The following is a 24019-nucleotide window of genomic DNA, read 5'->3' as shown; positions in this document are numbered from 1 at the left end:
CTTCCGGCCACTCGCCCCGCTTGCCCCCTGCCGCCGCCGTGATGCGCGCGGAACGCCGGCGACGGGGAAGGCGTTCCACAAAGAGATCCCGGCGGGCCCGACCGGCCGGCCGCAGACCGGACGGAGGCAGCTTGATGAACGACAGACCGGGGGGCGGCAGCGCGGACGAGGGCGCCGGAAAGGGCGACTGGGAAGAGGACCTCGTACTGGACGAGGAGTTCATACGCGGCGCCGAGTCGAAGGAGCCCGCCGCGAGGACGAGGATGCTGCAGGAGCGCTGGCGGGACCAGCCGCCGGAGCCGCAGCCCTGGCGCGCGGACGAGCCCCCGGCGGGCTGGTTCTTCAGCAAGAGCCGCCGCCGGGAGCGCAAGCGGCGCCGCGGCAAGAACAACTGAGGACCGCCGCACACCGGCGGCGCGACACCCTGGCCCACTCCGGCCGCGCCGCACCGCCGCTTCCTCGGCGTGTCTGGAACGGGACCCCGGGCCTGCCGTCCGCATCTCCATGGATCGAGCCGGGGCGTCGCATGCGGTGCAGCGCCGGGCGGAGGACCGCCTCGTAGCGGGCGCACTCGGATGCCTCCGGCCAACGCCGTGAGGGCTTCCGCGAAGCAGGGAGAGCTGCCGTGCCCGTCGTCGCGGACCCGCGGAGATCCGAAGGCGGGTCCTAGCGCTTCTTTACCTCCGGCCCCATTCCGATCGGGCACCATATGGGCGGAGAATGTCCATATCGGTAGCTCTATGCGCGGAGCCTCCCTAATTTATTCGCACATTCTTGCGACAAACTCGTGCTCCACCTGGCAGGCTCTCGGCAGCGTCGGACAAGGTGAAAGGCGAAACGATGACAGACGGCACCCGCAGCGACTCCCTCACTGCGCCTGCTCCCGACGCCCCGCTGGGCCGCGACGACCTGCTCGACCGGGCACAGCCATATCGACGGGAACTGCTGGCGCACTGCTACCGGATGATGGGCTCGGTGCACGACGCGGAGGACCTGGTCCAGGACACCTACCTGCGGGCCTGGCGCGCCGCCGACCGCTTCGAGGGGCGTTCCTCCCTGCGCACCTGGCTGTACCGGATCGCCACGAACGCCTGCCTGACCGCCATCGAGAGCCGGGGCCGGCGTCCGCTGCCCTCAGGTCTCGGCGCGCCGAGCGACGACCCGGAGCGCCCGGTCGTCGAAGCCCCGGACGTGCCGTGGCTGGAGCCGGTGCCCGACGCGATGTTCCGGGGCGAGCAGCCGTCCGACCCGGCCGCGGTCGTCGTCACGCGCTCCAGCATGCGGCTCGCCCTCGTCGCCGCGCTGCAGCACCTTCCGCCCCGCCAGCGGGCCGTACTGCTGCTGCGGGAGGTGCTCAAGTGGCGTGCGGCGGAGGTCGCGGAGCTGCTGGACACCACCACGGCGAGCGTCAACAGCGCCCTGCAGCGCGCGCGGGCGCAGCTGCAGGAGGCCGAGCTCACCGAGGAGGATCTCTCCGAACCCACCGACCCGGCGCAGCGGGAGCTGCTGGACCGCTATGCCAAGGCCTTCGAGAACAGCGACGTCTCGGCGATCGTGCAGCTGTTCAAGGAGGACGCCGTCTGGGAGATGCCTCCGTTCCCCGAGTGGTTCCGCGGCCGGGACGCCATAGCGCGGCTGATCGGCGCACAGTGCCCTATAGGCCCCGGCGAAGGGCTGATGCTGCCCACCGAGGCGAACGGGCAGCCCGCCTTCGCGCTGTACAGCCGGCACGAGGGCGGGGACTACCTCCCGTTCCAGCTCCACGTGCTCACCCTGGGCCGGGACAGCGTCGAGCGCGTGACCGCCTTCTTCGGCGACGACCTCTTCCGCAAGTTCGGCCTCCCCGAGTCCGTGCCCCGGAACGCGGACCGGCGCTGACCGGCGCCACTGCGAAGGCCCTCGCGAAAGGAGTACGGGGCCGGGTCTCACACGCCGAGGAGATGGTCCATCGCGAGCTGGTCCAGGCGCTCGAAGGCCATGCCCCGCTCGGCTGCTGCGTCCACGTCGAACTCCTCGAAGACCGCGGTGTCCGCGAGCAGTTGTGCCGGCGTCTCCCCCTCTCCCAGGGTGGGCCGGGCGAGCTGGTCGAGCCGTGAGGTGCGCAGCGCCTCCTGCACGGCCGGGTCGGCACGGAAGGCGGCGGCCCGTTCGCGGAGGATCAGGTAGTTGCGCATGCAGCCCGCGGCGGACGCCCATACGCCGTCGTAGTCCTCGGTACGCGGGGGCTTGAAGTCGAAGTGCCGGGGTCCTTCGTACCCTCCGCTCTCCAGCAGGTCGACCGTCCAGAAGGCGGACCGCAGGTCGCCCGCCCCGAAGCGCAGGTCCTGGTCGTACTTGATGCCCGACTGCCCGTTGAGGTCGAGGTGGATGAGCTTGCCGGACCACATGGCCTGCGCGATGCCGTGCGGGAAGTTCAGGCCGGCCATCTGCTCGTGGCCCACCTCGGGGTTGACGCCGAAGAGTTCGGGCCGCTCCAGGCGGTCGATGAACGCCAGGGCGTGTCCGACCGTCGGGAGCAGGATGTCGCCGCGCGGTTCGTTCGGCTTCGGCTCGATGGCGAAGCGCAGGCCGTATCCCTGCTCGGTGACATACTGGGCGAGGAAGTCGAAGGCTTCCTTCATGCGGTCCAGCGCCGCACGCACGTCCTTCGCCGCACCCGATTCCGCGCCCTCACGGCCGCCCCAGGCCACGTAGGTCCGTGCGCCCAGCTCAGCGGCGAGGTCGATGTTGCGCATCGTCTTGCGGAGGGCGTAGCGGCGTACGTCGCGGTCGTTGGCCGTGAAGGCGCCGTCCTTGAACACGGGGTGCGAGAAGAGGTTCGTCGTCGCCATCGGGACTGTCATCCCGGTGGACTCCAGCGCCTGCCGGAACCGCTTGACGTGGGCCTCGCGTTCGGCCTGCGAGGTGCCGAAGGGGATGAGGTCGTCGTCGTGGAACGTGATCCCGTAGGCCCCGAGTTCGGACAGCCGGCCCACGGCCTCCACCGGGTCGAGCGGGGTGCGGGTCGCCTCGCCGAAGGGGTCGCGCCCCAGCCAGCCCACGGTCCACAGGCCGAAGCTGAACTTGTCGTCGGGTGTCGGCTGGTACTTCATCTCGCTGTCTCTCTCCCCATGTGTCCGAGCGGGGCGGCGCGGGGCGCGACCCCTATTCGTCATGACCATTGACAAATTAGTATGCGCCCAGGGACGCACTGTGGGAAGACGTCGAAGAGGGAGCTGAGGGGTTCATGTCCGCACCAGAGGGACCGCTCGTCGTCGGCGTGGACAGCTCGACGCAGTCGGCCAAGGCACTCGTCGTCGACGCCGCCACGGGCCAGGTCGTCGCACGGGGCCAGGCCCCGCACACCGTCACCCCGGGCCCGGGTCACGAGAGCGACCCGGAGGAGTGGTGGAGCGCTCTGGAGGGCGCCCTCGAACAGTGCGGCCCGTCCGTCCGGGAGGTGTCGGCCGTCTCGGTGGGCGGCCAGCAGCATGGACTCGTCACCCTCGACACCGCCGGACGGCCCGTACGCCCGGCCCTGCTGTGGAACGACGTACGGTCCGCGCCCCAGAGCGACCGGCTCATCGAACGGCTGGGCGGCCCGCGGGCGTGGGCCGACCGCATCGGGAGCGTCCCCGGGCCCGCTTTCACCGTCACCAAGTGGGCGTGGCTGTGCGAGAACGAACCGGACGCGGCGGCGGCGACCGCTGCCGTCCGGCTTCCGCACGACTACCTGACGGGACGGCTCACCGGTGCCGGGACCACCGACCGCGGCGACGTCTCCGGTACCGGATGGTGGGCGGGCTCCGACGGGTCCTACGACGAGGAGACGCTGGAACTCATCGGGCTCCCGCCCGAGTTGCTGCCGCGCGTCCTCGAACCGGGTGAGGCCGCGGGCACCGTACGGCCGGGACTTCCCCTGCCCGCGGGCGCGCTCGTCGCGGCCGGCACGGGCGACAACATGGCCGCCGCTCTCGGGCTCGGCCTGACGCCCGGCCTGCCGGTGCTGAGCCTGGGCACGTCGGGCACCGTCTACGCCGTCTCCGAGCGCAGGCCCGCCGACCCCACGGGCACCGTCGCCGGTTTCGCGGACGCGCGCGGGGACTGGCTGCCACTGGCGTGCACCCTCAACTGCACGCTCGCCGTGGACCGCGTCGCGTCGCTGCTCTCTCTCGGCAGGGAGGCGGTGGAGAGCGGCGGAGATCTCGCACTCCTCCCGTTCCTCGACGGTGAACGCACCCCCAACTTGCCCTACGCCTCAGGGCTGCTGAGCGGCCTCCGGCACAGCACGACCGCCGGTCAGGTCCTGCAGGCCGCCTACGACGGCGCCGTCTTCTCCCTGCTGCGCGCACTCGACCAGGTACTCGGGGACGACGGCCGACCGGACGCGCCGCTGCTGCTCATCGGCGGCGGCGCGAAGGGCACGGCGTGGCGCGAGACGGTGCGTCGCCTGTCCGGCAGGCCCGTGCTGGTGCCGCGCGCCGAGGAGCTGGTGGCGCTCGGTGCGGCGGCGCAGGCGGCGGGGCTGCTGCTGGAGGAGGATCCGGCCGCGGTGGCGCGCCGTTGGGGCACCGCCGAAGGGCCCTCCTACGAAGCCGTGCCCCGCGACGATGCCGCCCTGACCCGGATCGCGGACGCCCTCTCAGGTGCGGATACGCTGCTGCGGCGGTCCTGAGCCGCGCCCTCGCTTTCCCCGAAACACCCCCGGAGGATGGGACCTTGATGGCGATCCCCGCGCCCAGCTCGCAGCGGGAGATGCGGCGGCGCAACCTGTCCCGGGTGCTGCACGCGGTCGCCGAGGCGGGCCAGGTCTCGCGCGCCGCCGTCGCCGCACGGATCGGACTGACCAGGGCGTCGGTCTCCACGCTCGTCGAGGAGCTGCTGCGTGCGGGGTTCCTCGTGGAGCTGGGTCCCGGGCGTTCCGGAGGCGTCGGCAGGCCGGGCAACGCCCTCGCCCTCACCGACCTCGGGCCGTGCGGTCTCGGAGCCGAGATCGGCGTGGACCATCTCACCGTGTGCGCCGTCGACCTGCGCGGACAGGTACGTGCCCGCCGGACGGACGAGGCGCCGAACCGCGGAGAGGGCCCGGCGGCCGTGCTGCGGCGGCTCGGGTCGCTCACCGAACGCGTCACGGACGACGCCGGCGCGGCCGGACTGCGGCCCGCGGGACTGGCGGTGGCCGTACCGGGTCTGGTCACCCGGTCCTCCACGACCGTCGTGCACGCCCCCAACCTCGGCTGGCACAACACCGACATCGCCGAACACCTGCCCGGCCCCCTCCGGCTGACCGTCGACAACGAGGCCAACTTCGGCGCGCTCGCCGAACTGTGGCAGCGGGAGCCGGAGGACGCCCCGGCCGACTTCGTCCACGTCTCCGCCGAGGTCGGCATCGGGGCGGCCGTCGTGCTGGACGGTCAGCTCCTGCGCGGCAGGCGGGGGTTCGCCGGCGAGCTGGGCCACGTACCCGTGGAGCCGGACGGCCCCGATTGCGCCTGCGGCGGATCGGGCTGCCTGGAGCAGTACGCGGGAGAGGCCGCGATGCTCGGCGCCGCGGGCGTCGAGGCGCATGGCGCGGGCGGCCGCAGCGCGGCGCTCGCCGAGCTGCAGGCCCGGGCCGAGCGCGGCGACACCGCTGCGCTCGCCGCCCTGCGCCGGGCGGGCAGAGCGCTCGGCATCGCGCTCGCGGCGGCCGTGAACCTTCTCGACCCGCGGGCAGTGGTGCTGGGCGGAACGCTCGCCGGGCTGGCGCCGTGGCTGCTGCCCTCTCTCGATGCCGAGCTGCGGCGGCGCACCGCGGCGCCGGGCGCTGTGCCGGAGCTGGCCGTCTCCGCGATCGGAAGCGCCGGCCCGTCGCTCGGGGCGGCGCACTCGGTGGTGCGCACGGTGCTGAGCGACCCGCTGCCCTACGCCGCCGCACGCTGAGCGCGCGGAGCGGCACACCGTCCGCTAACCGGCAACAGCGGAGAATTCAGCACTTCGGGGGAAAGCTGACGGGATGCCACCACGGAGCATCACCGTCCCGGCACATTCTCGACCGTGTGAACCGACGGCACCTCTTGCTGAGATGGTACGGCGCAGCGGCAACAGCCCTGTCCGGTACGGCCCTTGCCCTGGGCTGTGTCGCTCCCGCGGCGGCCTGGTCCCCGCCCGGACCGCCCGGAACCCACTACGACACCGGCATACCCTCGGCGCACACCGGCGGCGATGCCCGTCCGCCGGAGACGCACGAGCCGCGCCCCCCGGTGGGCGTGAACAGGCATGCCACGCCGGGTGGTTCGCATCTCTCTGTCCATGCAGGCGATGCGGCGGCCGAGTTGACGACGCGGCACGGACGCTGCCCCGGCGCGGAGCTCGTCGTCGTAGCCGGAGGCGTACGGGTGCAGGTGGAGGCCGGTTGCCCGTGCGTTCCTGAAACGCCGCGGCCCACTCCCCCGCCGCCCCCCGAACCCTCCCCTCCTCCGCCGGCCGAGCCCCCGCCGCCGGAGCCCGAGCCCGAGCCGACACCCTCCCGCAGTTCGACGTCCCCGTCCCCGGCCGTGCACCGGCCGGCGGCGCCCTCCCGTCCTGCGCCGGCGCCGTCCTCCCCTCCCGCCCGCGAGCCGGCAGCGAAGCCCCCGGCCCCGCCCGCACCGGCCGCGTCCCGGCGGCCGATGCCCGCCCGGCTCACCCCCGTCGAACGGGACTCCGGGGGCGAGCTGCCACTGGTCACCCGCACCCTGCTGATCGTGGCCCCGGCCGTTCTGGCGGCGGCCGCTCTGCGCTCCCGCAGCAGCCGCGGCACGTCGTCGTCCGGCACGGGCACGTCCGGCTCGTCCCCGTTCTCCGGCTGACCCTGCCCGGCCGAAGGGCCGACCCGTCGTACTCCCCGCGGCCGTTCAGCCGTCCGCGCGCTTCCGCACACCACCGCATCCGACCTCACGGGAGAAATCCATGCCCGATTGGCTCGTCCTGCTCCTCGGCATCCTCATGGCCTGCGCCCTCGTGGTGAGCGTCGTCGTACTGCGGCAGCGGCGCATCACCGAGACCGATCCGTCCGAGACACCGGACGTGATCGAGTACATGACGATGATGATCGGCGTGGTGTACGCGATCGTGCTGGGGCTGGCGATCGCCGGCGTCTGGGAGGCCCGCAACGTCGCCGACGAGGTGGTCGGGGACGAGGCCCAGGCCCTGCACGAGGTGTACGAGCGGGCGCAGGTCCTTCCCCCTGCCGAGCGCGACCGCATCAGGTCGGACGTCCGCGCGTACGTGCGTCACACGGTCGCGACCGAATGGCCGCACATGAAGGAGAACGGCGAACTGACGCAGCGCGGGGAGCAGTTGCTCGCAGAGCTCCGCGAGGACGTCCTCGAGTTCGCGCCTCGCAGCACACGCGAGGAGCAGGCCTACGCGGCGATGGCGGAGAAGGTCGCCGCGGTCGACGCCGCCCGCACGGAGCGGGAGGGGAGCGCCGAACCGACCCTGCCGGGGGTGGTCTGGCTGGGCCTCTTCGCGGGAGCGGTGGTGTCGGTCGGGATGCTCTTCGCCCTGCAGATCCAGCGGTCCGCCAGGGAGCTGCTGCTGGCGGGACTGTTCACCGCTCTCATCGCGTTCCTGCTCTTCCTCGTCTGGCAGTTCGACTCGCCCTTCTCGCGCGGCCTGACGGATCCCATGGACGCGTTCACCTCGCTCTTCCCGCACTCCACGGGCGGATGACCGCCGCGCCGGGACGCCCGGCGCACGCCTGGTCACCGGGGCGCAGGCGGATGAGATGCTGACGGTTCCCGATCCGGATCACGAAGGAGGGAGCCGGGTGTCCTCGCTCTTCCCCGCGCTGAACTCTGTGCCCGACCGCACGGCACTGCGTTTCGGCGACCGCACGCTCAGCTACAGCCAACTCGCCGCCGCGGCCGGGGAGACGGCGGTCCGCCTGGGCGACGCGAACCGGGTCCTGGTGTGGGCCGCCCCGACCCTGGAGACGGGCGTCGCGGTCGTTGCCGCGTTGCTGGCGGGAGTTCCCGCGGTGCCGGTCAACCCCCGCAGTGGGGAGCGGGAGCTCGCGCACATCGTCGCCGACAGTTCGCCTTCCCTGGTGCTCGCCGCGGCGGACACCGCGCTGCCGGAGACCCTGGGAGGGCTGCCCCGGGCGGACGTCGCCACGCACGTGGACGGCACCTCCGCGCGCTGGGCGTCGGCTCCCGACCCGGATCCCGGGTCGGCCGGTCTGATCGTGTACACCTCCGGCACGACGGGGCCGCCGAAGGGAGTCGTCCTCTCCCGCCGCGCCGTCGCCAGCAACCTGGACGCCCTTGCCGACGCGTGGGAGTGGACCGAGGACGACGTACTGGTGCACGGCCTGCCCCTCTTCCACGTGCACGGTCTGATCCTCGGAGTCCTGGGCCCCCTGCGCCGCGGCGGGAGGCTGCACCACCTCGGCCGGTTCTCACCCGAAGGAGTCGCTGCCGCCCTCTCGGCCGGCGGCACGATGCTCTTCGGCGTACCGACGATGTACCACCGGCTCGCCGAGGCGCTGCAGAGCGAACCGGGGCTGGTGCCCGCGCTGTCCGGAGCGAGGCTGCTGGTCTCCGGCTCCGCTCCCCTGCCGCTCTCCGACCACGAACGCATCGCCGCCGCGACGGGACGTCACGTCATCGAGCGGTACGGCATGTCCGAGACGCTGATCAACACCAGCGTTCGCGCCGGCGGCGAACCCCGGCCGGGCACGGTGGGGGTGCCGCTGTCCGACGTCGATCTGCGTCTCGTGGACGAGTCGGGGCAGCGCGTCGGCTCCGGCGGCGAGACCGGCGCGGAAGTCGTCGGGGAGGTGCAGGTGCGAGGGCCGAACCTCTTCACCGAGTACCTCAACCGTCCGGACGCCACAGCCGACGCGTTCGACGGCGGCTGGTTCCGCACCGGGGACATGGCGACGCTCGACGACGAGGGCAACGTGCGCCTGGTGGGCCGCAAGGGCACCGACCTCATCAAGAGCGGCGGCTACAAGATCGGGGCGGGGGAGATCGAGAACGTCCTGCTGGAGCACCCGAAGGTCGCCGAGGTCGCGGTGACGGGCGCGCCCGACCCGGACCTCGGCGAGCACGTCGTGGCGTGGATCGTGGCCACCGACCCGGCGCAGCCGCCGTCCTCGGAAGAGCTGACCGAGTTCGTGTCCGCGCAGCTCGCCCCGTACAAGCGGCCGCGCACGGTGCACTGCCTGAAGGCTTTGCCCCGCAACGACATGGGGAAGGTCCTCAAGCGGGACCTGGTGCTGCCTGGGCCGGGCGAGACCGGAACGGAGTGAGGTGCGGCCCCGACGGGCGGGACCGCACCAAGACGCCTGCCCGTGGCGGTGATTTGAGACGGTGACTTGAGACGGCGACTTAAGTCGCGGCGGCGGCTGCCTTCGGCGGACAGCGATCCGGCGGCGGCCGCTCCTAGCCTGCGGTCATGAACAAGATCCTTGGCTTCATCAGTTTCGTCCTGATCGTGCAGGGAGTGGGCGGTGTCGTCCACCACTTCTCCGGCTGGTTCGACGGCTGGGGGCTCATCGCCCGCGTCGGATTCCTCGAGGGCTACGAGATATTCGCGGCCTGCGCCCTCGTCGTACTCGGCGTTGCGGTGGGCGCCGCCTCCGACACGGTGGGCGGCAAGGCAGGCCAGGGCCGCTGACGCAGCGGGCGCTGCTCGCCTCAGCGGCTGTGCGCACCGTCGACGGGGTCGGGCGCCAGGCCGTGGGAGCGGAGCCAGCGCAGCGCTTCGGGCGTCTGCGAACCGCGGCCGCCCCCGTGGTCGCCGAACTCCCAGACGACGACCTCCTTGTCGCCGCTCTCGTAGGCGTTGAAGGCGGCGAACACGGTCGACGGAGGGCAGACGGGGTCCATCAGCGCCACGCTGAACAGCGCGGGGGCAGTGGCGCGCCTCGCGAAGTGCAGCCCGTCGAAGTAGTTGAGCGTGGTGAAGACCCTCTCCGGGGCGATGCGCATGTGCACGCCCAAGTAGTGGGCGACCTCCGGATACGGTCCCGCTGCCGCGAGTTCGACGCCGCGCCGGATGTGCGACATGAACGGCACGTCCGGCAGGCAGGCGGCTACCTCCGCGCCGAGCAGTCCGGCCACCGCGAGCGCCAGTCCCCCGCCCTGGCTGTGGCCCGTGACGGAGATACGGGCGGGGTCGACGGCCGGGTGTCCCCGCAGCGCGTCGACAGCCCGTACGGCGTCGGTGATCAGACGGCGGTAGTAGTGGTGCTCGGGACCGTCGATGCCGCGCGTCATGAACCCGGCAACGTACTGGGGGCCCGGCACCGGATCCGGGTCAGGAGTGTCGTGTCCTTGGCCGCGGCTGTCGACCACCAAGTGGGCGTAGCCTGCCGCGCTCCACAGCAGATGGTCGGTGTGCAGTCCCCTGCCGCCGCTGTAGCCGATGTAGCTGACGACGGCGGGCAGCGGGCGGTCGGCGCCTGCCGGCAGCAGCAGCCAGGCCGCGACCGGTTGACCGCCCCAGCCGGGAAACCGCACGTCGTAGACCTCGACCGTGCGCAACGGGGACTCCGTCAGGCGACGGAACTCCGCGGGAGCAGCCGCCGCGGCGGCCTCGCGCGCTGCTGCGAGAGTGCCCGTCCAGAAGTCGTCGAAGTCCTCCGGCTCCGGGACTGAGGGCCGGTACGCGCGGAGCGCCTCCAGCGGCATGTCGGTCAACGGCACGGCATTCCCCTCACACGTACGCGACTGCAGGCCACAGCATCGCATGGGGCCGCGCACCGGCGGCTCGCCGCACTTGGCCGCCCGTGAGAACGCCCGCTGGTGGTATCCGTGCACCATGGACTGGTTTGCGGCATCCGAATACTGGCTGAGCCGGCTCGTACTGCAGCGTGCGCTGGCGGGGATCTATCTGGTCGCGTTCGTCTCCGCCGCACTGCAGTTCCGCGCGCTCATCGGTTCGCGGGGGCTCACGCCCGTACCCGTGTTCGTGCGGCGCGTGCCGTTCCGCGCCTCGCCCAGCGTGTTCCACTGGCGCTACTCGGACCGGTTGTTCGCGGCCTGTTCCTGGGCAGGGGCGGCGCTCGCCGCGGCGGTCGCGGCGGGGGCCGCCGACGCCGTACCACTGTGGCTGTCGATGCTGATGTGGGCGGCGCTGTGGCTGCTGTACCTGTCGATCGTCAACGTCGGGCAGCTCTGGTACGGCTTCGGCTGGGAGTCGCTGCTGCTGGAGACGGGCTTCCTGGCGATCTTCCTGGGCAACGCGGAAACCGCGCCGCCCGTACTGGTGCTGTGGCTGCTGCGCTGGCTGCTCTTCCGCGTCGAGTTCGGGGCCGGTCTCATCAAGTGGCGCGGCGACAGGTGCTGGCGGGAGCTGACGTGCCTCGACTACCACCACGAGACGCAGCCCATGCCGGGGCCGCTCAGCTGGTTCTTCCACCGGCTGCCGAAGCCACTGCACCGCGTCGAGGTGGCGGCGAACCACGTGGCGCAACTCGTCGTGCCCTTCGGGCTGCTGCTGCCGCAACCCGTTGCCACGTTCGCCGCGGCCGCCGTCGTCGTCACGCAGCTGTGGCTGGTGCTGTCGGGGAACTTCTCGTGGCTGAACTGGCTGACGATCGTCCTCGCCGTCTCGGCCGTGGACAGCTCCCCCCTGGCGGCTCCACCTTCGTACGGAGAGACGCCTGTGTGGTTCACGGTGCTGGTCTGCGCCGTCACCGCGGTGATGGTGGTGCTCAGTTACTGGCCCGTGCGCAACATGGTCAGCCGCCGCCAGCAGATGAACGCCTCCTTCAACACTCTCCACCTGGCCAACACCTACGGGGCGTTCGGCAGCGTCACCAGGCTGCGGCACGAGATCGTGATCGAAGGCACCGACGAGGAGCGGCTGACGGAGGACACCCGCTGGTGGGAGTACGAGTTCAAGGGCAAGCCGGGAGACGTGAGCCGCATGCCGCGCCAATTCGCGCCCTACCATCTGCGACTGGACTGGCAGATGTGGTTCGCCGCCCTCTCGCCGGGCTACGCGCTCGGATGGTTCGAACCCTTCGTCGCCCGCCTGCTCGAAGGCGACCGGGACACGCTGCGCCTGCTGCGCCGCAACCCCTTTCCGCAGTCGCCGCCGCGGCACGTACGGGCGCTTCTGTACCGCTACCGGTTCACGACGTGGCAGGAGCGGCGGGAGACCGGTGACTGGTGGCACCGCACGCTGGTCCGCGAGTACCTTCCGCCGGTGGCCGCCCTACCGGCCCCTGAGCCGGACTGAACGCGCTGCCGGCGGAGCGTCTGGCATGGCGTCACGTGCCGGATATGACATGTGCCTTACGCCTGCCGCCTGAGACGCGAAGTGCGCTGGTCAGCGCCCTACGGTGGGACGGTGACCACTCCCTCTCCCTCCGCTGACAGGAAGACCGGCATCGCACGCGGTGCCTCCGATCCCGCCGGCGGTGCGCAGACTCCGCGGGACACACGGTGCGACGGCCGTCGCACCGCAGCCCCGGATGGCAGCCGCCGCCCGGCCTCCCGCGGGGTGCCGTTCGACTTGTGTGCAGTTGCCGCGGCCGTGCTGCTGTTCACCGCCGCCGCTCTCGTGGGCCGCTCCTATCCGGACAGCGCGGGGACGCTCCGGCTGCGCTGGCCCCCGATGTCCGCGTACTGGCTTCCGCACTGGGGGCCGGGCACTTTCGCCGCCCTCAGCTTCGCCGTGCTGGCCGTCGCCTACGGTCCGTCACTCGCCCGGACGCTGCCCTGGCGCGCTCTTCCCGTCGTCTGCTGGGCGGGAGCGATGGCGTGGAGCTGGTCGCTCGCTCTCGTCGACGGATGGCACAGGGGCGTCGCCCATCGGCTCGCCGCCAAGTACGAATACCTTCAGTCGGTCGACGAGGTGCGGGACGTCGGAGCCACGCTGCGCGAGTTCACCGGCCGCATCCTCATGGACGCACCCGACAACTGGCCTCCCCACGTCGCCGGCCATCCCCCCGCCGCGCTGCTGACCTTCGTCGGCCTCGACCGGCTGGGGCTGAACGGCGGAGGGTGGGCAGCGGCCTTCGCCATCACGGTGGGTGCCTCCGCGGCTGCGGCGGTACTGGTGACTGTCCGCGCGCTGGTCACGGAGGACGCCGCCCGCCGGTGCGCACCCTTCGTGGTACTCGCGCCCGCAGCGGTGTGGATGGGGGTGTCCGCCGACGGGTACTTCACCGCGGTCAGCGCCTGGGCAGTGGCTCTGCTCGCGCTGTCGGCGACACGGAGGACACGAGTCCCGCGAACTGCTGCGCTCTGCTCCGGCCTGCTGTTCGGTCTTCTGTGCTACCTGTCGTACGGCCTCGTGCTCATGGCGGCCGTCGCCCTGGGTGTGCTCGCCGCGGCGCGCACAGTGCGACCGGTGCCCGTCGTCCTGCTGGGGATGGCCCCCTGGTTCGCCGCCTTCACCGCTGCCGGATTCTGGTGGTTCGAGGGGTACTTCACTCTCGTCGAGCGCTACTACCAGGGCGCCGCACGCGTCCGCCCGTACAGCTACTTCGTGTGGGGCAATCTCTCTGCCCAGGTGGCGGTCGTCGGCCCCGCGGTGGTGGCTGCGCTGCGACGGGCGTGCGTGCCGGACGCGGGGGCCGGGCCGGAGCGGCGACTGGGCGCACTGAAGCTGCTGACGGCAGCGGGAGTGTGCTGCCTGCTGGCCGCGGACCTGTCGGGGATGAGCAAGGGCGAGACGGAACGCATCTGGCTGCCGTTCACGCTGTGGCTGCTGCCCGCGACCGCGCTGCTGCCGTCGCCTTCGACGCGGTGGTGGCTGGGAGCGCAGGCGGGCCTGGCCCTGACGGTCAACCATCTGCTCGTCACCGGATGGTGACCGCGGGACGCCGGCGCAGCGCTCCGGCGGCAGTCGGAGCCGCGGCCCGGACGCCTTTCAGCTGTCGGCGGGAAGACCCGCTCGTCCCGATGAGGCGATGATCCGCCTGCCTCCGGGCTGCTCTCCCAGCCCTGTGCGCTTCATGGCGAGAGGCCGCAGGCAGAGGAACGGGCGCTCCTGGTAGTGCCATTCACGTACGACGCTCCATCCGGCTCCGACGGCCGCGTCCCGCAGCGCGCTGCGTCCCAGACGGGCCCAGGGGAACGCGGAACCGTAGCCTCCGGTGCCGTCGTCGAGCCGGACCTCTATCCGCTCCTCCACCTCGACAGATGCCGCTTCGACGTACAACCGTCCCTGTGGTGCGAGGAGTTCGCGGACCCGGTCCAGCAACGCCACGGGGTCGCCGCCGATGCCGATGTTGCCGTCGAGCAGAAGTGCGCACTGCCACCGGCCCTCCCCGGGCAGCGGTGCGAACACGGACCGCTTCAGCGCCGCGCCGCCCATCCGTCTCGTGCGGCTGACGGCGGCCGGGGACGTGTCGACACCGAGGACGGGCAGCCCCATGCGGGACAGCGCCGCCACCAGGCGCCCCGGCCCGCAGCCGATGTCGAGCACGGCGCCCGCGCACAGCCGCAGGACGCTCATGTCACCGGAGTCGGCGCCCCGGCACCACCGCTCCACCTCCAGCGGCAGGAGCCATCCGTCCGCGCGGCGGAGGAACAGGGGGCCGCGGCCCGCGCGCAGTGCCTCGGCGTACGGGTCGGCGTCCGCACACCAGGGAAGTGCCGGTGCGCTCACGGGGCCACCGCCCGGCTGAGGCCGGCGTGCACTGCGGCGAAGCTTCCGTCACAGTGCGCCGCGATCTGCTCCGCGTCGGCGGCGGTGTCCACGTCGCGCAGCACGGGCAATTCCCGCACAGTCAACCCCGCCTCGGCGAGGCGGTGCCGCTGCATTTCACCTGTACGGGAGGTGGACATGGGCACTCCGCGGACCAGGTCGGGCCGGGGACGGCGGAATCCGAGCGCCCAGAAACCGCCGTCCGCGGCAGGTCCGAAGCACGCATCGCATTCATCCCACGCGTGCGGACCGGTCGACTGCGCCAGCAGTCCCGGCGTGACCTGCGGGGTGTCCATGCCGATCAGCAGAGCGGGACCGTCGCATTGCTCGAAAGCGGAGGCGATTCTCTCGTCGAGGCCTCCCCGGCCCTGCGGGACGACCTCGAATCCAGCGGGAAGCCACGGTCCGGGACGTCCCTCCAGTACCAGCACGCGCCTGCCCGCGGGTGTGCGGGCAACCGTGCACAGCGTGTCGTGGAGCGCGGCCTCCGCCAGCCGGGCTGCTTCCGTCGGGCTGTACGGCGGGGTCAGCCGTGTCTTGACGCGGCCGGGTACGGGTTCCTTCGCGATGACGAGGACCGTCGTCCGGGAGGGCGGGGAGGCGCGCAGCTGCGAGGGGGCTCCGGCCGTCAGGGGCAGTTCCTGAGCCATGCCGTCCGGCGAGGGCACGGCGGCGTTCCTTGCTGCGCGGGGCACTCCGGTCATCGCAGCACCGCCCGCATGTCCCGGACCGCGTGCCAGGTGCCCCTCCAGGTCCCGGTCACCTTCGACTTCCCCGCCCGCGGCAGATAGTCGATCTCGGTCTCGGTGATACGCCAGCCGGAATCGGCAGCGCGCACCACCATCTGCAGGGGGTAGCCGCTGCGCCTGTCGCTCAGTTCGAGGTCCAGCAGCGCCTCGCGCCGTGCCACACGCATCGGCCCGAGGTCGTTCAGGCGCACTCCGGTGCGCCGTCGCACCATCCGTGACAGGACCCGGTTGCCGACACGCGCGTGCATCGGCCAGGCATCGCGCTGTACAGGCCGCCGGCGCGCCAGTACGAGATCCGCCTCGCCCGCCCGGACGGGTGCGGAGACACGTGGCAGCGCACCGGGGTCCAGGGTGGCGTCGCAGTCACAGAAGGCGATGAACTCGGCTTGAGTGGCGAGCAGTCCGGCGTGGCAGGCGGCTCCGAAGCCGCGGCGCGTCTCGTGCACGACGTGCGCCCCGTGCTCGCGGGCGATCGTGGCGGACCCGTCCGTCGAGCCGTTGTCGACGACGACAGCCCGCCATCCCGCCGGAATCCGCTTCAGAACCCAGGGCAGCGCCTCGGCCTCGTTGAGGCAGGGGAGGACGAGGTCGCCCTGCCATGGCTGGGAGTTGGTCATCTGCCTCACCCTACGAACCCAGAACGGACATAAGGGACCGACGCACCTTACGGAAGGCTGACGTCAGCGCCCCGAGCGGGTTCCGCACATCCCCAGGAGCCGCCGCCGGTGCCAGACTCGCCGGCATGCGAACGAAGCCCATGCCGCCGCCCCGCCGCCGGGTACTGGTCGTCGACGACGACCCGACCGTGACGGAGGTGGTGGCCGGATACCTCGACAGATCCGGCTTCACGGTCGACCGCGCCGCCGACGGGCTCGCGGCCCTCGACCGCGCACACACCGCTCCGCCCGACCTCGTCGTGCTGGACCTGATGCTGCCCGGCCTGGACGGTCTGAAAGTGTGCCGGAAGCTCCGCGAGGAACGCCCGGTCCCCGTGGTGATGCTGACCGCTCGTGGCGACGAGGAGGACCGCATCCTCGGCCTCGAGGTAGGCGCCGACGACTACGTCACCAAGCCCTTCAGCCCCCGCGAACTGGTACTGCGCGTCGAGTCGGTGCTGCGCCGCGCGGCCGCGCAGCCCGTCCAGGGGCCGCTGCTGGGCGGAGGCGGCATCACGCTCGACCCCGCCGCCCGTACGGTCTCCGACGCACGCGGCCCTCTCGCACTGACACTGCGCGAGTTCGACCTTCTGGCGCACTTCCTGCGGAATCCGGGACGGGCGTTCAGCCGCGAGGAGTTGATGACGCAGGTATGGGGCTGGGACTTCGGCGATCTGTCGACGGTGACGGTGCACGTGCGGCGGCTGCGGCACAAGGTCGAAGCCGACCCTGCACATCCGCGTCTGATCACCACGGTGTGGGGCGTCGGTTACCGCTTCGACGCCCCTGGCGCGGCAGGGGCAGCGGAAGACCAGGCACCCGGAACGGACCGCGGAGGCGCAGGTGCGTGACCTTCTGCTCATAGCACTGCACGCGGCTCTCGGCGCGGCGGCCGTGGGCCTCGCCGGCCTGGTGGCGCTCCGGGCACTGCGCCGCAGGTCGGTCGCCGTCTCGCTTGCCGTGCTGACCGCCGTGGCGGTGGGCTCGATGCTGGCGGGCACGCTGTCCGTGGCGTGGGCGATGCTGCTCAACAAGCACGACCTCGGAGTGGTGACGACGGTCTGCGCCGTCGCCGCCGTGACGGCGACGGTGACGGCGCTGCTCCTCGGCCGCTGGGTGATCAGCGGTCACCGGGCCCTTGAACAGGCGGCGCGCGCGCTGGGAGAAGACGGCTTCGGCGACGCCGAAAGCGTCGGGAACGGGAGCGGGGCCCTGCGCGTGGACGGGAGCACGGGCGAGGGCGGTCGCCTGGAGCGGGCGGATGTGTCCGGCACGATGGAGGCTCCCGCCCGCCCCGGTGCCGAGAGCGGCCGCACTCGCGGCGGGGGCCGCACGAGCGTGTTTCCACGGCCCCGCGACGGGGGTTTCGTGCCGCCCGCCACCCCCATGCCAGCCGAACTCACGGCTCTCGCAAGGCAGTTGGAAGACACCAGCGCGAGGCTCGCGGCGTCCCGGAAACGCGAACGAGCCCTGGAGGCCTCACGACGCGAACTGGTCGCCTGGATCTCGCACGACCTGCGTTCGCCGCTCGCGGGCCTGCGGGCCATGGCGGAAGCCCTCGAGGACGGCATAGCGGAGGACCCCGCCCGCTACCACCGTCAGATCCGTGGGGAGGTGGAACGCATGACGGGGATGGTCGGCGACCTGTTCGAACTCTCGCGCATCCAGGCCGGTTCTCTCACGCTCTCCCCCACCCGCGTATCGGTCTACGACCTCGTGTGCGACGCCATCGCCGGAGCCGACGCGCTCGCGGTGGAACGCGGGGTGCGCCTGGCCGAGGAAGGCGTCGAACAGGCCCCGGTCGAAGTGGACGGCCGGGAGATGACGCGGGTCCTCGCCAACCTCCTCGTCAACGCCATCCACCGCACCCCCGCTGACGGCACAGTGGCTGTCGCCGCACGGAGGGAAGCCCGCACCGTCGTGCTGTCGGTCACCGATCAGTGCGGCGGCATACCGGCAGGGGACCTCCCCCGGGTCTTCGACACCGGCTGGCGCGGGACCGACGCCCGCACGCCCACCGAAGGGGCGGGGCTGGGTCTGGCGATCGTGCGCGGCATCGTCGAAGCACACCGGGGACGGGCTGCGGTGCGCAACGTGCCGGGAGGCTGCTGCTTCGAGGTCATCCTCCCCGCAGCGCAATGAACCGCTGTAGTACGCCGTCCGCCCGGGGTAGTGACGTCCTCCGGCCCAGGCGACCGCGGGGCGCTCAGCGAGCGAGGGCCGGTACCGCCGCAGAGGGGGCGAGCTCCGCGCGGGCGAACCGCGTCATCCCCTCCGTGAAACCCACCCGAGCACGCCAGCCGAGGTCGTGAAGGAACCGTTCGGAGGAAGCGGTGATGTGGCGGACGTCCCCCAGGCGGTACTCGCCCGTCACCACCGGCTCGGGCCCCCCGAACGCCGCAGCCAGCGTGTGAGCCATCTCCCCGACGGTGTGCGGCGTGCCGCTCCCCGTGTTGTACGCGTGCAGCTGCCCCGCCGGCCGCTCGCTCAGGGCCTCCAGCGCCCGGAGGTTGGCCGCGGCGACGTCGTCGACGTGGACGAAGTCACGCCGCTGCGCACCGTCCTCGAACACGCGCGGCGCCTCGCCACGCTCCAGGGCCGACCGGAAGAAGGAGGCCACACCCGCGTAAGGCGTGTCCCGGGGCATGCCGTCGCCGTAGACGTTGTGGTACCTCAGGCTCAGCACCCGGCCCTCCGTCGCGCGCGCCCATGCGGCCGCGAGGTGCTCCTGCGCCAGCTTGGTCGTCGCGTAGACGTTCCGCGGGTCGACGGGTGCCTCCTCACCGACGAGGCCGGGCTCGAGCGCCGCACCGCAGTGTGGACACGGCGGCTCGAACCGGCCGCTGTCCAGATCCTGTACGGCTCGCGGCCCAGGACGCACCGGACCGTGGAGCGGGCAGCTGTAACGCCCCTCCCCGTACACCACCATCGAGCCGGCCAGCACGAGCCCCAGCACTCCGGCCTCGGCCATCTCCTCGAGGAGCACAGCCGTGCCGAAGTCGTTGCGGCTGACGTACTCGGCCGCGTCGCTGAAGCCCTTGCCCAAGCCGACCATGGCGGCCTGGTGGCAGACCACGTCGACGCCCTCCAGAGCCCGGCGCACCGCGTGCCTGTCCCGCACATCTCCGACAAGGCCCTGACCTGCCGGTGCCGTGTCGAGCACCACCGCCTCGTGCCCCGCCGCCTCCAGTGCGCACACGACGTGCGAACCGATGAACCCCGCTCCACCTGTGACCAATACGCGCATGAGGCAACGCTACGGTCGCACCTCGGTGCGTCCGCCCGTTCCGCCCCGTGTGTCAGCGTTCCGTAAGGTCTGGTCAGACCGCCGTCCGGTTGAGACGATCACCGCATGCACCACGAACACCTGAGCGGGACAGACAAGCACACGACAGGCGGAGCCGTTCGTTGATGACGGACGGAACGCGAACGCAAGCCGCCCCCGCGCACGTGCCGCACGAGACCACCGTCGCCATCATCGGCGCCGGACCAGCCGGTCTGCTGCTCGCCCGGCTGCTGCACCAGGCCGACATCGCCAGCGTCGTACTGGAGAGCCGCGACCGCGCGTACGCGGAGCATCGCCAGCGGGCGGGAATGCTGGAGCAGACCACAGTCGACGTCCTCCGCGGATGCGGAGCGGGCGAACGGATGGACCGGGAAGGGCTCGTGCACGACGGCATCGAACTGCGCTTCGCCGGCCGCGCACACCACATCGACTTCCCGTCACTCGCCGACGGCCGCCGCGTGACCATCTACGCGCAGACCGAAATCGTCAAAGACCTCATCTCCCTCCATCTCGCCGAGCTTCAGGACACCTCGCCCCTGCTCTTCGATGCAGAGGTGCACACCGTCGACGGCATCGCCGCAGGCCAAGAGGCGGACTCCGCTGAGCACAGGACGGTCTTCTCCAGCCCCACCACGCAGCCCGCGGTGCGGTACTCCTACGGAGGCGAAGAACGCGTCCTGCACTGCGACTTCGTCGTCGGCTGCGACGGCTTCCACGGCGTCTCGCGCGCGGCGCTGCCCGCCTCCGTCGCCCGTACCTACGAGCGCGAATACCCCCATTCCTGGCTCGGTGTCCTCGCCGACGCGCCGCCTTCCTGCGAGGAGCTGATCTACGCGCACTCGCCCCGCGGGTTCGCGCTGCACAGCATGCGGTCCCCCACCGTCAGCCGCCTCTATCTCCAGGTGCCGAACGGGACGGATCCGGACGACTGGCCGGACGAGCGGATCTGGGACGAGCTAGACACCCGGTTCGCCCTCGCGAGCGACCCGAACTGGCGACTCAACCGCGGGGCCATCACCTCCAAGGCGGTGCTGCCCATGCGCAGCAGCGTCACCGAACCCATGCAGCACGGAAGGCTCTTCCTCGCCGGGGACGCAGCGCACATCGTGCCGCCCACCGGCGCCAAGGGCCTCAACCTCGCGGTCGCCGACGTCGCCGTGCTGGCCGACGCCTTCGCACGACACCAGGCCTCCGGCGACACCGACGCTCTCGAGACCTACTCAGCCCGCCGGCTGCGAAGCGTCTGGCGGGCCGAGCACTTCTCCTACTTCATGACGACGACCCTCCACAACGCTCCGGACCAGTCCCCCTTCGACACCCACCTCCAGCTCGCACAGCTGGAGCGCATCGCCTCCTCCCGCACCGCGGCCGCCGAACTGGCGGAGAACTACGCCGGGCTCGCTCTGCTCGACAGCACCGGCGACGGTGCTGCCGGCCCGCGTCCCTTCTCGTAGACGGTCAGCCCCTCGGAGAGGCGCAGTGGTACGAGGACGAGCTCCACGGCGACGGCCTTCCACGCGTACCAGAGGTTCACGAGCTTGGCGGGGTAGACGCAGGGGATGTTCAGCAGCACCTCACGCAGCTTGAGTCTGCGTTTTCGGGCGGCGTAGATGAGCGGTGGCAGCGTGAAGACCAGCTCCGCGCTCAGCCACCACAGCAGCGTGGGCACCACGCCGTGCCCCAGCCAGACCGTCAGCACGACCGGCGCGCTCCACCACAGCGGTGCGGTCAGGATCTCCAGCATCGCCAGCAGCACCCAGACCGCGAGTATCGGTTTGCGCCGGATCAACTGCCCCGTGTGCAGGCGCACGTTCTGGCAGAAGCCCGCCATCCAGCGCCAGACCTGCTTGCGCAGGTACAGCAGGGTCTCCGGGTCCGCCGCCCACGCGACGGCCTCGCCGACGTACCGCGCACGCCGCCCCGCGATCTGCTGCGACCAGGTGAAGTCCATGTCCTCCACGATGGTCCGCTCCGGGAAACCGCCGAATCCGACCAGCACCTCCCTGCGGAAGACCGAGCAGCAACCCGAGCACACCATGGGGCTGTTCGCCCGTTGCTGGATCGGGCGGTGCCAGTGGAAGCCGAAGAGGTACTCCACTGAGCGGCCCCGCTCCCACACCGTCCTCGCGAAGCGCGTCTGCACGTTGCCCGCCGCGACCACGACGGCCGGATCGTCGAACGCCGGGACGATCCGCTCGATGTAGTCCTGGGCCAGGACTGTGTCGGCGTCCACCGCGAGCACGAGCTCCGATGTGCAGTGCGGCAGCGCGTAGTTCTGCGCTCGTGCCTTGCTGCCGAGGTTCTGGGGAGGGCGCAGGACCTGCACGCCGTAGCCGCGGGCCACGTCGCCCGTGCCGTCACCGGAGGCGTCGTCCACGACGATCACCTGCTCCGGTGGCACTGTCTGCTTGAGCACCGATTCAAGGGTCGCGGGCAGCCCCTCTTCCTCGTCATGAGCGGGGACGATCACTGTGACGCTGCTGCGCATGGCGTCACCCCCCGTCCTCCGCCGCGCCTCCGGCGCCCCTGCCCGCGGAAGCACCGGTTCAGGGCGTCGCGCCCTATGACCAGGGCGCCGACGACCCCGTACACCAGCACACTGACCCCGATGACGGGCAGTCCCCCGTGCATGGGCATCCCCCTTCTCCGTCCCTCCCGGCGACGTTCGCCAGCGGTATGGAGAAGCTAGCCGACACGTGTCACTTTCCGTCGTGACCCGTTACTTTCTGTGGATGGAGCGCGATCTGTGGACAGAGCCCTCACCCCCCAGCTGCGGCCCGGGCCCCTGATACGGCGAAGGCGGGCCGCACCCTGGCTCCGGGACGGCTCCGAGACCTCAAGCGGAACTGGCAGTCCCGGAAGATCCGCCCCGCGGTTCGTAGGGGTGCGACGCCACCTCGGGCGACGCCGACTCCAGAGGCACGGACCAGGACCTCACCAGACCCAGCTGCACCGCCTGCCTCGGCAGCACCGCGTCCAGCAGCCAATCCGCCGCGACACGCACCCTGTTGCCCGGCAGCGACGCCAGGTGGTAGCCGCGCATCACCGCGTTGGCCACCGGCCCCGACAGAGGCACCCCCAGAGGGTTGGCCGCCGCCTGCACGCCACCGAGATCGACCGTGAACCCCATGTCGTGGTGCTTGTACGGGCGCCGCTCCCCGGTACCCAGCGACGCGGCGACGTTGCGCGCCACGACCTTGCCCTGCCGTACGGCATGCTGCGCCGTCATCGGCGTGTACTCACCGGGCTTCGTGAGGTCCGGAACCGCGGCGGCGTCACCGCACGCGAACACCTCGGGGTGGTCCGGCACTTGGAGGTACTCGTCGACGCAGAGCCGCCCCTTCTCCGAAGGCAGACCCATCTCCTCGACCAGCGGATCCGGCCGCACACCCACACACCAGATCAGGGACTCGGTCCTGACGAACTCGCCGTCGTCGAGGAGCACCCCCTCGCTCGTGGCCTCCTTCACGGACGTCCCCGTACGGACGTCGACACCGCGCTTCGCCAGCACCCGGTGCGCGGTCTTCGACAACCGCTCGTCGAGCCCCGGAAGCACGCGGGGCGCGACGTCGAGCAGCATCCACCGCGGCTGCTTGTCTCCGGGCAGCCCGTTGCCGGCCCGCCTGTGCTGCCTCGCGAGCGAATCGGTGAACAGCTTGCCGTGCGCCGCGACTTCGGTACCCGTATACCCCGCGCCGACCACCACGAAGGTGCACCGGGCGTCCCGCTCGGCGGGGTCGTCGGACGACGCGGCCATCGCGATCTGCCGCGAGATGTGGTCACGCAGGTACAGCGCCTCCGGCATGCCCCGGAAACCGTGCGCGTGCTCGGCCACACCCGGAATGGGAAGCAGCTTGTTGACGCTGCCGACGGTCAGCACGAGACGGTCGTAGCCCAGCTCGCGGGCCTCGCCCTCCGGATCGACGTAAGTGATCTTCCTCGACGCCAGGTCGACACCATCGACCTCGCCCAGCACCAGGCGCACGCCCCGCAGCGTCCCCGCCAGCGAAACGGACACCCGCCGCGGCTCCAGCACGCCGGCGGAGACCTCGGGCAGCAGAGGCAGATACAGAAAGTAGTCGTTCGGATTCACCAGTACGACCTCTGCCACTCCGCGGTACTTCCGGGAGAGCGTCCGTGCTGCCTGATAGCCGGCGAATCCGGCTCCGACGATGACTATGCGGGACCGGCTCACGGTCGGTACTCCAGACCTCGGGGACCTACGCGGACCCTGCCCGCAGTTCCCGCCGCCCCGATCACCAAACCCGCCCCCGGGCGCCCCCACCGGCCACGGAAGGGGTGCGCGAGCACCCTCGGACGTCATGTATTGTTCTTTGTGCGCGAGCGGCGAGGGGCAAAGCCCCGGACCGACGAGCACCGGGACGTGGCGCAGTTTGGTAGCGCACTTGACTGGGGGTCAAGGGGTCGTGGGTTCAAATCCCGCCGTCCCGACAGAGAATTAGCAGGTGAGAGGCATCCTACGGGGTGCCTCTTCTTCATGCTGCGGGCTTGTTTCTCCCAGTTTCGCCCAGCAGATCCCCCAGCCCGTCCGAACCCGCCTTCAGGCATTGCGGATCGGCTGTCTCGCGACCGGCGGCGGGTCGCTGTCCAGCGGCTGCAAGGTTCCGGCGCCTGTGATCATGGCTGATTCAGAAAGCGTCCCGGCAGTTTCTGACAAGGGCAGCTGACCTCCACGTCGCCGAGCGGGGCAAGTG

21 protein-coding genes and 1 tRNA gene are annotated in these 24019 nt (G+C 71.6%); 14 read left to right on the top strand and 8 right to left on the bottom strand.

The window, feature by feature from the left end:
- The first annotated feature begins 134 nt into the window (after positions 1 to 134).
- Both IEY56_RS00305 and IEY56_RS00300 read left to right on the top strand, forming a co-directional pair.
- Entirely contained in the window at positions 135 to 395 is a 261-nt protein-coding gene (locus tag IEY56_RS00305) for an SGM_3592 family protein (RefSeq protein WP_189034989.1), read from the top strand.
- Positions 396 to 840: 445 nt separating this feature from the next.
- Positions 841 to 1878, top strand: coding sequence for a sigma-70 family RNA polymerase sigma factor (locus tag IEY56_RS00300; RefSeq protein WP_189034988.1), 1038 nt, complete (start codon positions 841 to 843; stop codon positions 1876 to 1878).
- 47 nt (positions 1879 to 1925) lie between these two features.
- Here IEY56_RS00300 and xylA read toward each other — a convergent pair whose 3' ends face one another.
- Positions 1926 to 3092 carry a xylose isomerase gene (xylA, locus tag IEY56_RS00295; protein ID WP_189034987.1) on the bottom strand — a complete coding sequence of 389 codons (1167 nt, stop codon included), beginning with the start codon at positions 3090 to 3092 and terminating at the stop codon, positions 1926 to 1928.
- 134 nt (positions 3093 to 3226) lie between these two features.
- On the opposite strand from xylA, the gene xylB reads away from it, so the two are divergent.
- The 6 genes from xylB (at position 3227) to IEY56_RS00265 (ending at position 9624) form a co-directional block, all read left to right on the top strand.
- Positions 3227 to 4654, top strand: coding sequence for a xylulokinase (xylB, locus tag IEY56_RS00290; RefSeq protein WP_189034986.1), 1428 nt, complete (start codon positions 3227 to 3229; stop codon positions 4652 to 4654).
- 47 nt (positions 4655 to 4701) lie between these two features.
- A complete protein-coding gene (locus tag IEY56_RS00285; protein ID WP_189034985.1) occupies positions 4702 to 5901 on the top strand; it encodes an ROK family transcriptional regulator in 1200 nt (399 codons plus the stop codon).
- Between the two features lie 728 nt (positions 5902 to 6629).
- Positions 6630 to 6809 carry a hypothetical protein gene (locus IEY56_RS00280; protein WP_189034984.1) on the top strand — a complete coding sequence of 60 codons (180 nt, stop codon included), beginning with the start codon at positions 6630 to 6632 and terminating at the stop codon, positions 6807 to 6809.
- 100 nt (positions 6810 to 6909) lie between these two features.
- Positions 6910 to 7674: a bestrophin-like domain gene (locus IEY56_RS00275; RefSeq protein ID WP_189034983.1), complete on the top strand. Its 765-nt coding sequence runs from the start codon at positions 6910 to 6912 to the stop codon at positions 7672 to 7674.
- 97 nt (positions 7675 to 7771) lie between these two features.
- Positions 7772 to 9256: an acyl-CoA synthetase gene (locus IEY56_RS00270; RefSeq protein WP_189034982.1), complete on the top strand. Its 1485-nt coding sequence runs from the start codon at positions 7772 to 7774 to the stop codon at positions 9254 to 9256.
- 146 nt (positions 9257 to 9402) lie between these two features.
- Entirely contained in the window at positions 9403 to 9624 is a 222-nt protein-coding gene (locus tag IEY56_RS00265) for a hypothetical protein (protein WP_189034981.1), read from the top strand.
- Between the two features lie 20 nt (positions 9625 to 9644).
- Here the strand turns inward: IEY56_RS00265 and IEY56_RS00260 are convergent, their stop codons facing one another.
- Positions 9645 to 10655, bottom strand: a complete 1011-nt coding sequence (locus tag IEY56_RS00260; RefSeq protein WP_189034980.1) for an acetylxylan esterase — start codon at positions 10653 to 10655, stop codon at positions 9645 to 9647.
- A gap of 115 nt (positions 10656 to 10770) precedes the next feature.
- Here IEY56_RS00260 and IEY56_RS00255 point away from each other — a divergent pair, with 115 nt between their 5' ends.
- Together IEY56_RS00255 and IEY56_RS00250 are read left to right on the top strand one after the other, a co-directional pair.
- Positions 10771 to 12195, top strand: a complete 1425-nt coding sequence (locus tag IEY56_RS00255; RefSeq protein WP_189034979.1) for a lipase maturation factor family protein — start codon at positions 10771 to 10773, stop codon at positions 12193 to 12195.
- Positions 12196 to 12459: 264 nt separating this feature from the next.
- A complete protein-coding gene (locus IEY56_RS00250) occupies positions 12460 to 13776 on the top strand; it encodes a hypothetical protein (RefSeq protein WP_189035339.1) in 1317 nt (438 codons plus the stop codon).
- Positions 13777 to 13833: 57 nt separating this feature from the next.
- On the opposite strand, the gene IEY56_RS00245 is transcribed toward IEY56_RS00250, so the two are convergent.
- Genes IEY56_RS00245 through IEY56_RS00235 form a run of 3 tightly spaced genes read right to left on the bottom strand, consistent with a single transcriptional unit; the run spans position 13834 to position 15979 of the window.
- Positions 13834 to 14574, bottom strand: a complete 741-nt coding sequence (locus tag IEY56_RS00245; RefSeq protein WP_189034978.1) for a methyltransferase domain-containing protein — start codon at positions 14572 to 14574, stop codon at positions 13834 to 13836.
- A complete protein-coding gene (locus tag IEY56_RS00240; RefSeq protein ID WP_373292017.1) occupies positions 14571 to 15263 on the bottom strand; it encodes a TIGR04282 family arsenosugar biosynthesis glycosyltransferase in 693 nt (230 codons plus the stop codon). Before IEY56_RS00240 ends, IEY56_RS00245 begins: the two co-directional genes overlap by 4 nt.
- Before the next feature lie 50 nt (positions 15264 to 15313).
- Complete coding sequence (locus tag IEY56_RS00235; protein ID WP_189034976.1) at positions 15314 to 15979, bottom strand: glycosyltransferase family 2 protein; 666 nt, start codon at positions 15977 to 15979, stop codon at positions 15314 to 15316.
- 125 nt (positions 15980 to 16104) lie between these two features.
- Here IEY56_RS00235 and IEY56_RS00230 point away from each other — a divergent pair, with 125 nt between their 5' ends.
- Entirely contained in the window at positions 16105 to 16869 is a 765-nt protein-coding gene (locus IEY56_RS00230; RefSeq protein ID WP_189034975.1) for a response regulator transcription factor, read from the top strand.
- Positions 16870 to 16912: 43 nt separating this feature from the next.
- Positions 16913 to 18160, top strand: coding sequence for a sensor histidine kinase (locus IEY56_RS28190; protein ID WP_373292016.1), 1248 nt, complete (start codon positions 16913 to 16915; stop codon positions 18158 to 18160).
- A 64-nt stretch (positions 18161 to 18224) separates the two neighbouring features.
- On the opposite strand, the gene IEY56_RS00220 is transcribed toward IEY56_RS28190, so the two are convergent.
- The gene (locus IEY56_RS00220; protein ID WP_189034974.1) at positions 18225 to 19265 is read right to left on the bottom strand and encodes an NAD-dependent epimerase/dehydratase family protein; all 1041 of its coding nucleotides are present in this window, start codon (positions 19263 to 19265) and stop codon (positions 18225 to 18227) included.
- Between the two features lie 164 nt (positions 19266 to 19429).
- Between IEY56_RS00220 and IEY56_RS00215 the strand changes: the two genes are divergently transcribed.
- A complete protein-coding gene (locus tag IEY56_RS00215) occupies positions 19430 to 20758 on the top strand; it encodes a 4-hydroxybenzoate 3-monooxygenase (protein ID WP_189034973.1) in 1329 nt (442 codons plus the stop codon).
- On the opposite strand, the gene IEY56_RS00210 is transcribed toward IEY56_RS00215, so the two are convergent.
- Positions 20692 to 21792 (bottom strand): glycosyltransferase family 2 protein, encoded by a 1101-nt coding sequence (locus IEY56_RS00210; RefSeq protein ID WP_189034972.1) that lies wholly within the window; start codon positions 21790 to 21792, stop codon positions 20692 to 20694. The genes IEY56_RS00215 and IEY56_RS00210 overlap by 67 nt on opposite strands.
- A gap of 348 nt (positions 21793 to 22140) precedes the next feature.
- Complete coding sequence (locus IEY56_RS00205) at positions 22141 to 23499, bottom strand: NAD(P)/FAD-dependent oxidoreductase (protein WP_189034971.1); 1359 nt, start codon at positions 23497 to 23499, stop codon at positions 22141 to 22143.
- 183 nt (positions 23500 to 23682) lie between these two features.
- Between IEY56_RS00205 and IEY56_RS00200 the strand changes: the two genes are divergently transcribed.
- Positions 23683 to 23756: transfer RNA gene (locus IEY56_RS00200), tRNA-Pro, on the top strand.
- Positions 23757 to 24019 lie beyond the last annotated feature (263 nt).

This window comes from Streptomyces daqingensis, from assembly GCF_014645895.1.
In the GTDB taxonomy this organism is placed as follows: Bacteria; Actinomycetota; Actinomycetes; order Streptomycetales; family Streptomycetaceae; genus Streptomyces; species Streptomyces daqingensis.
The sequence above is the reverse complement of the archived record's forward strand: the minus strand, read 5'-3'. Positions and strand labels throughout refer to the sequence as shown.

Excerpts from the sequence above, each read along its gene's own strand:
- IEY56_RS00305 (WP_189034989.1), top strand. The coding sequence starts at position 135 with ATGAACGACAGACCGGGGGGCGGCAGCGCGGACGAGGGCGCCGGAAAG.
- IEY56_RS00300 (WP_189034988.1), top strand. The coding sequence starts at position 841 with ATGACAGACGGCACCCGCAGCGACTCCCTCACTGCGCCTGCTCCCGAC.
- xylA (WP_189034987.1), bottom strand. The coding sequence starts at position 3,092 with ATGAAGTACCAGCCGACACCCGACGACAAGTTCAGCTTCGGCCTGTGG.
- xylB (WP_189034986.1), top strand. The coding sequence starts at position 3,227 with ATGTCCGCACCAGAGGGACCGCTCGTCGTCGGCGTGGACAGCTCGACG.
- IEY56_RS00285 (WP_189034985.1), top strand. The coding sequence starts at position 4,702 with ATGGCGATCCCCGCGCCCAGCTCGCAGCGGGAGATGCGGCGGCGCAAC.
- IEY56_RS00280 (WP_189034984.1), top strand. The coding sequence starts at position 6,630 with ATGCCCGCCCGGCTCACCCCCGTCGAACGGGACTCCGGGGGCGAGCTG.
- IEY56_RS00275 (WP_189034983.1), top strand. The coding sequence starts at position 6,910 with ATGCCCGATTGGCTCGTCCTGCTCCTCGGCATCCTCATGGCCTGCGCC.
- IEY56_RS00265 (WP_189034981.1), top strand. The coding sequence starts at position 9,403 with ATGAACAAGATCCTTGGCTTCATCAGTTTCGTCCTGATCGTGCAGGGA.
- IEY56_RS00255 (WP_189034979.1), top strand. The coding sequence starts at position 10,771 with ATGGACTGGTTTGCGGCATCCGAATACTGGCTGAGCCGGCTCGTACTG.
- IEY56_RS00240 (WP_373292017.1), bottom strand. The coding sequence starts at position 15,263 with ATGGCTCAGGAACTGCCCCTGACGGCCGGAGCCCCCTCGCAGCTGCGC.
- IEY56_RS00235 (WP_189034976.1), bottom strand. The coding sequence starts at position 15,979 with ATGACCAACTCCCAGCCATGGCAGGGCGACCTCGTCCTCCCCTGCCTC.
- IEY56_RS00230 (WP_189034975.1), top strand. The coding sequence starts at position 16,105 with ATGCGAACGAAGCCCATGCCGCCGCCCCGCCGCCGGGTACTGGTCGTC.
- IEY56_RS00220 (WP_189034974.1), bottom strand. The coding sequence starts at position 19,265 with ATGCGCGTATTGGTCACAGGTGGAGCGGGGTTCATCGGTTCGCACGTC.
- IEY56_RS00215 (WP_189034973.1), top strand. The coding sequence starts at position 19,430 with ATGACGGACGGAACGCGAACGCAAGCCGCCCCCGCGCACGTGCCGCAC.
- IEY56_RS00210 (WP_189034972.1), bottom strand. The coding sequence starts at position 21,792 with ATGCGCAGCAGCGTCACAGTGATCGTCCCCGCTCATGACGAGGAAGAG.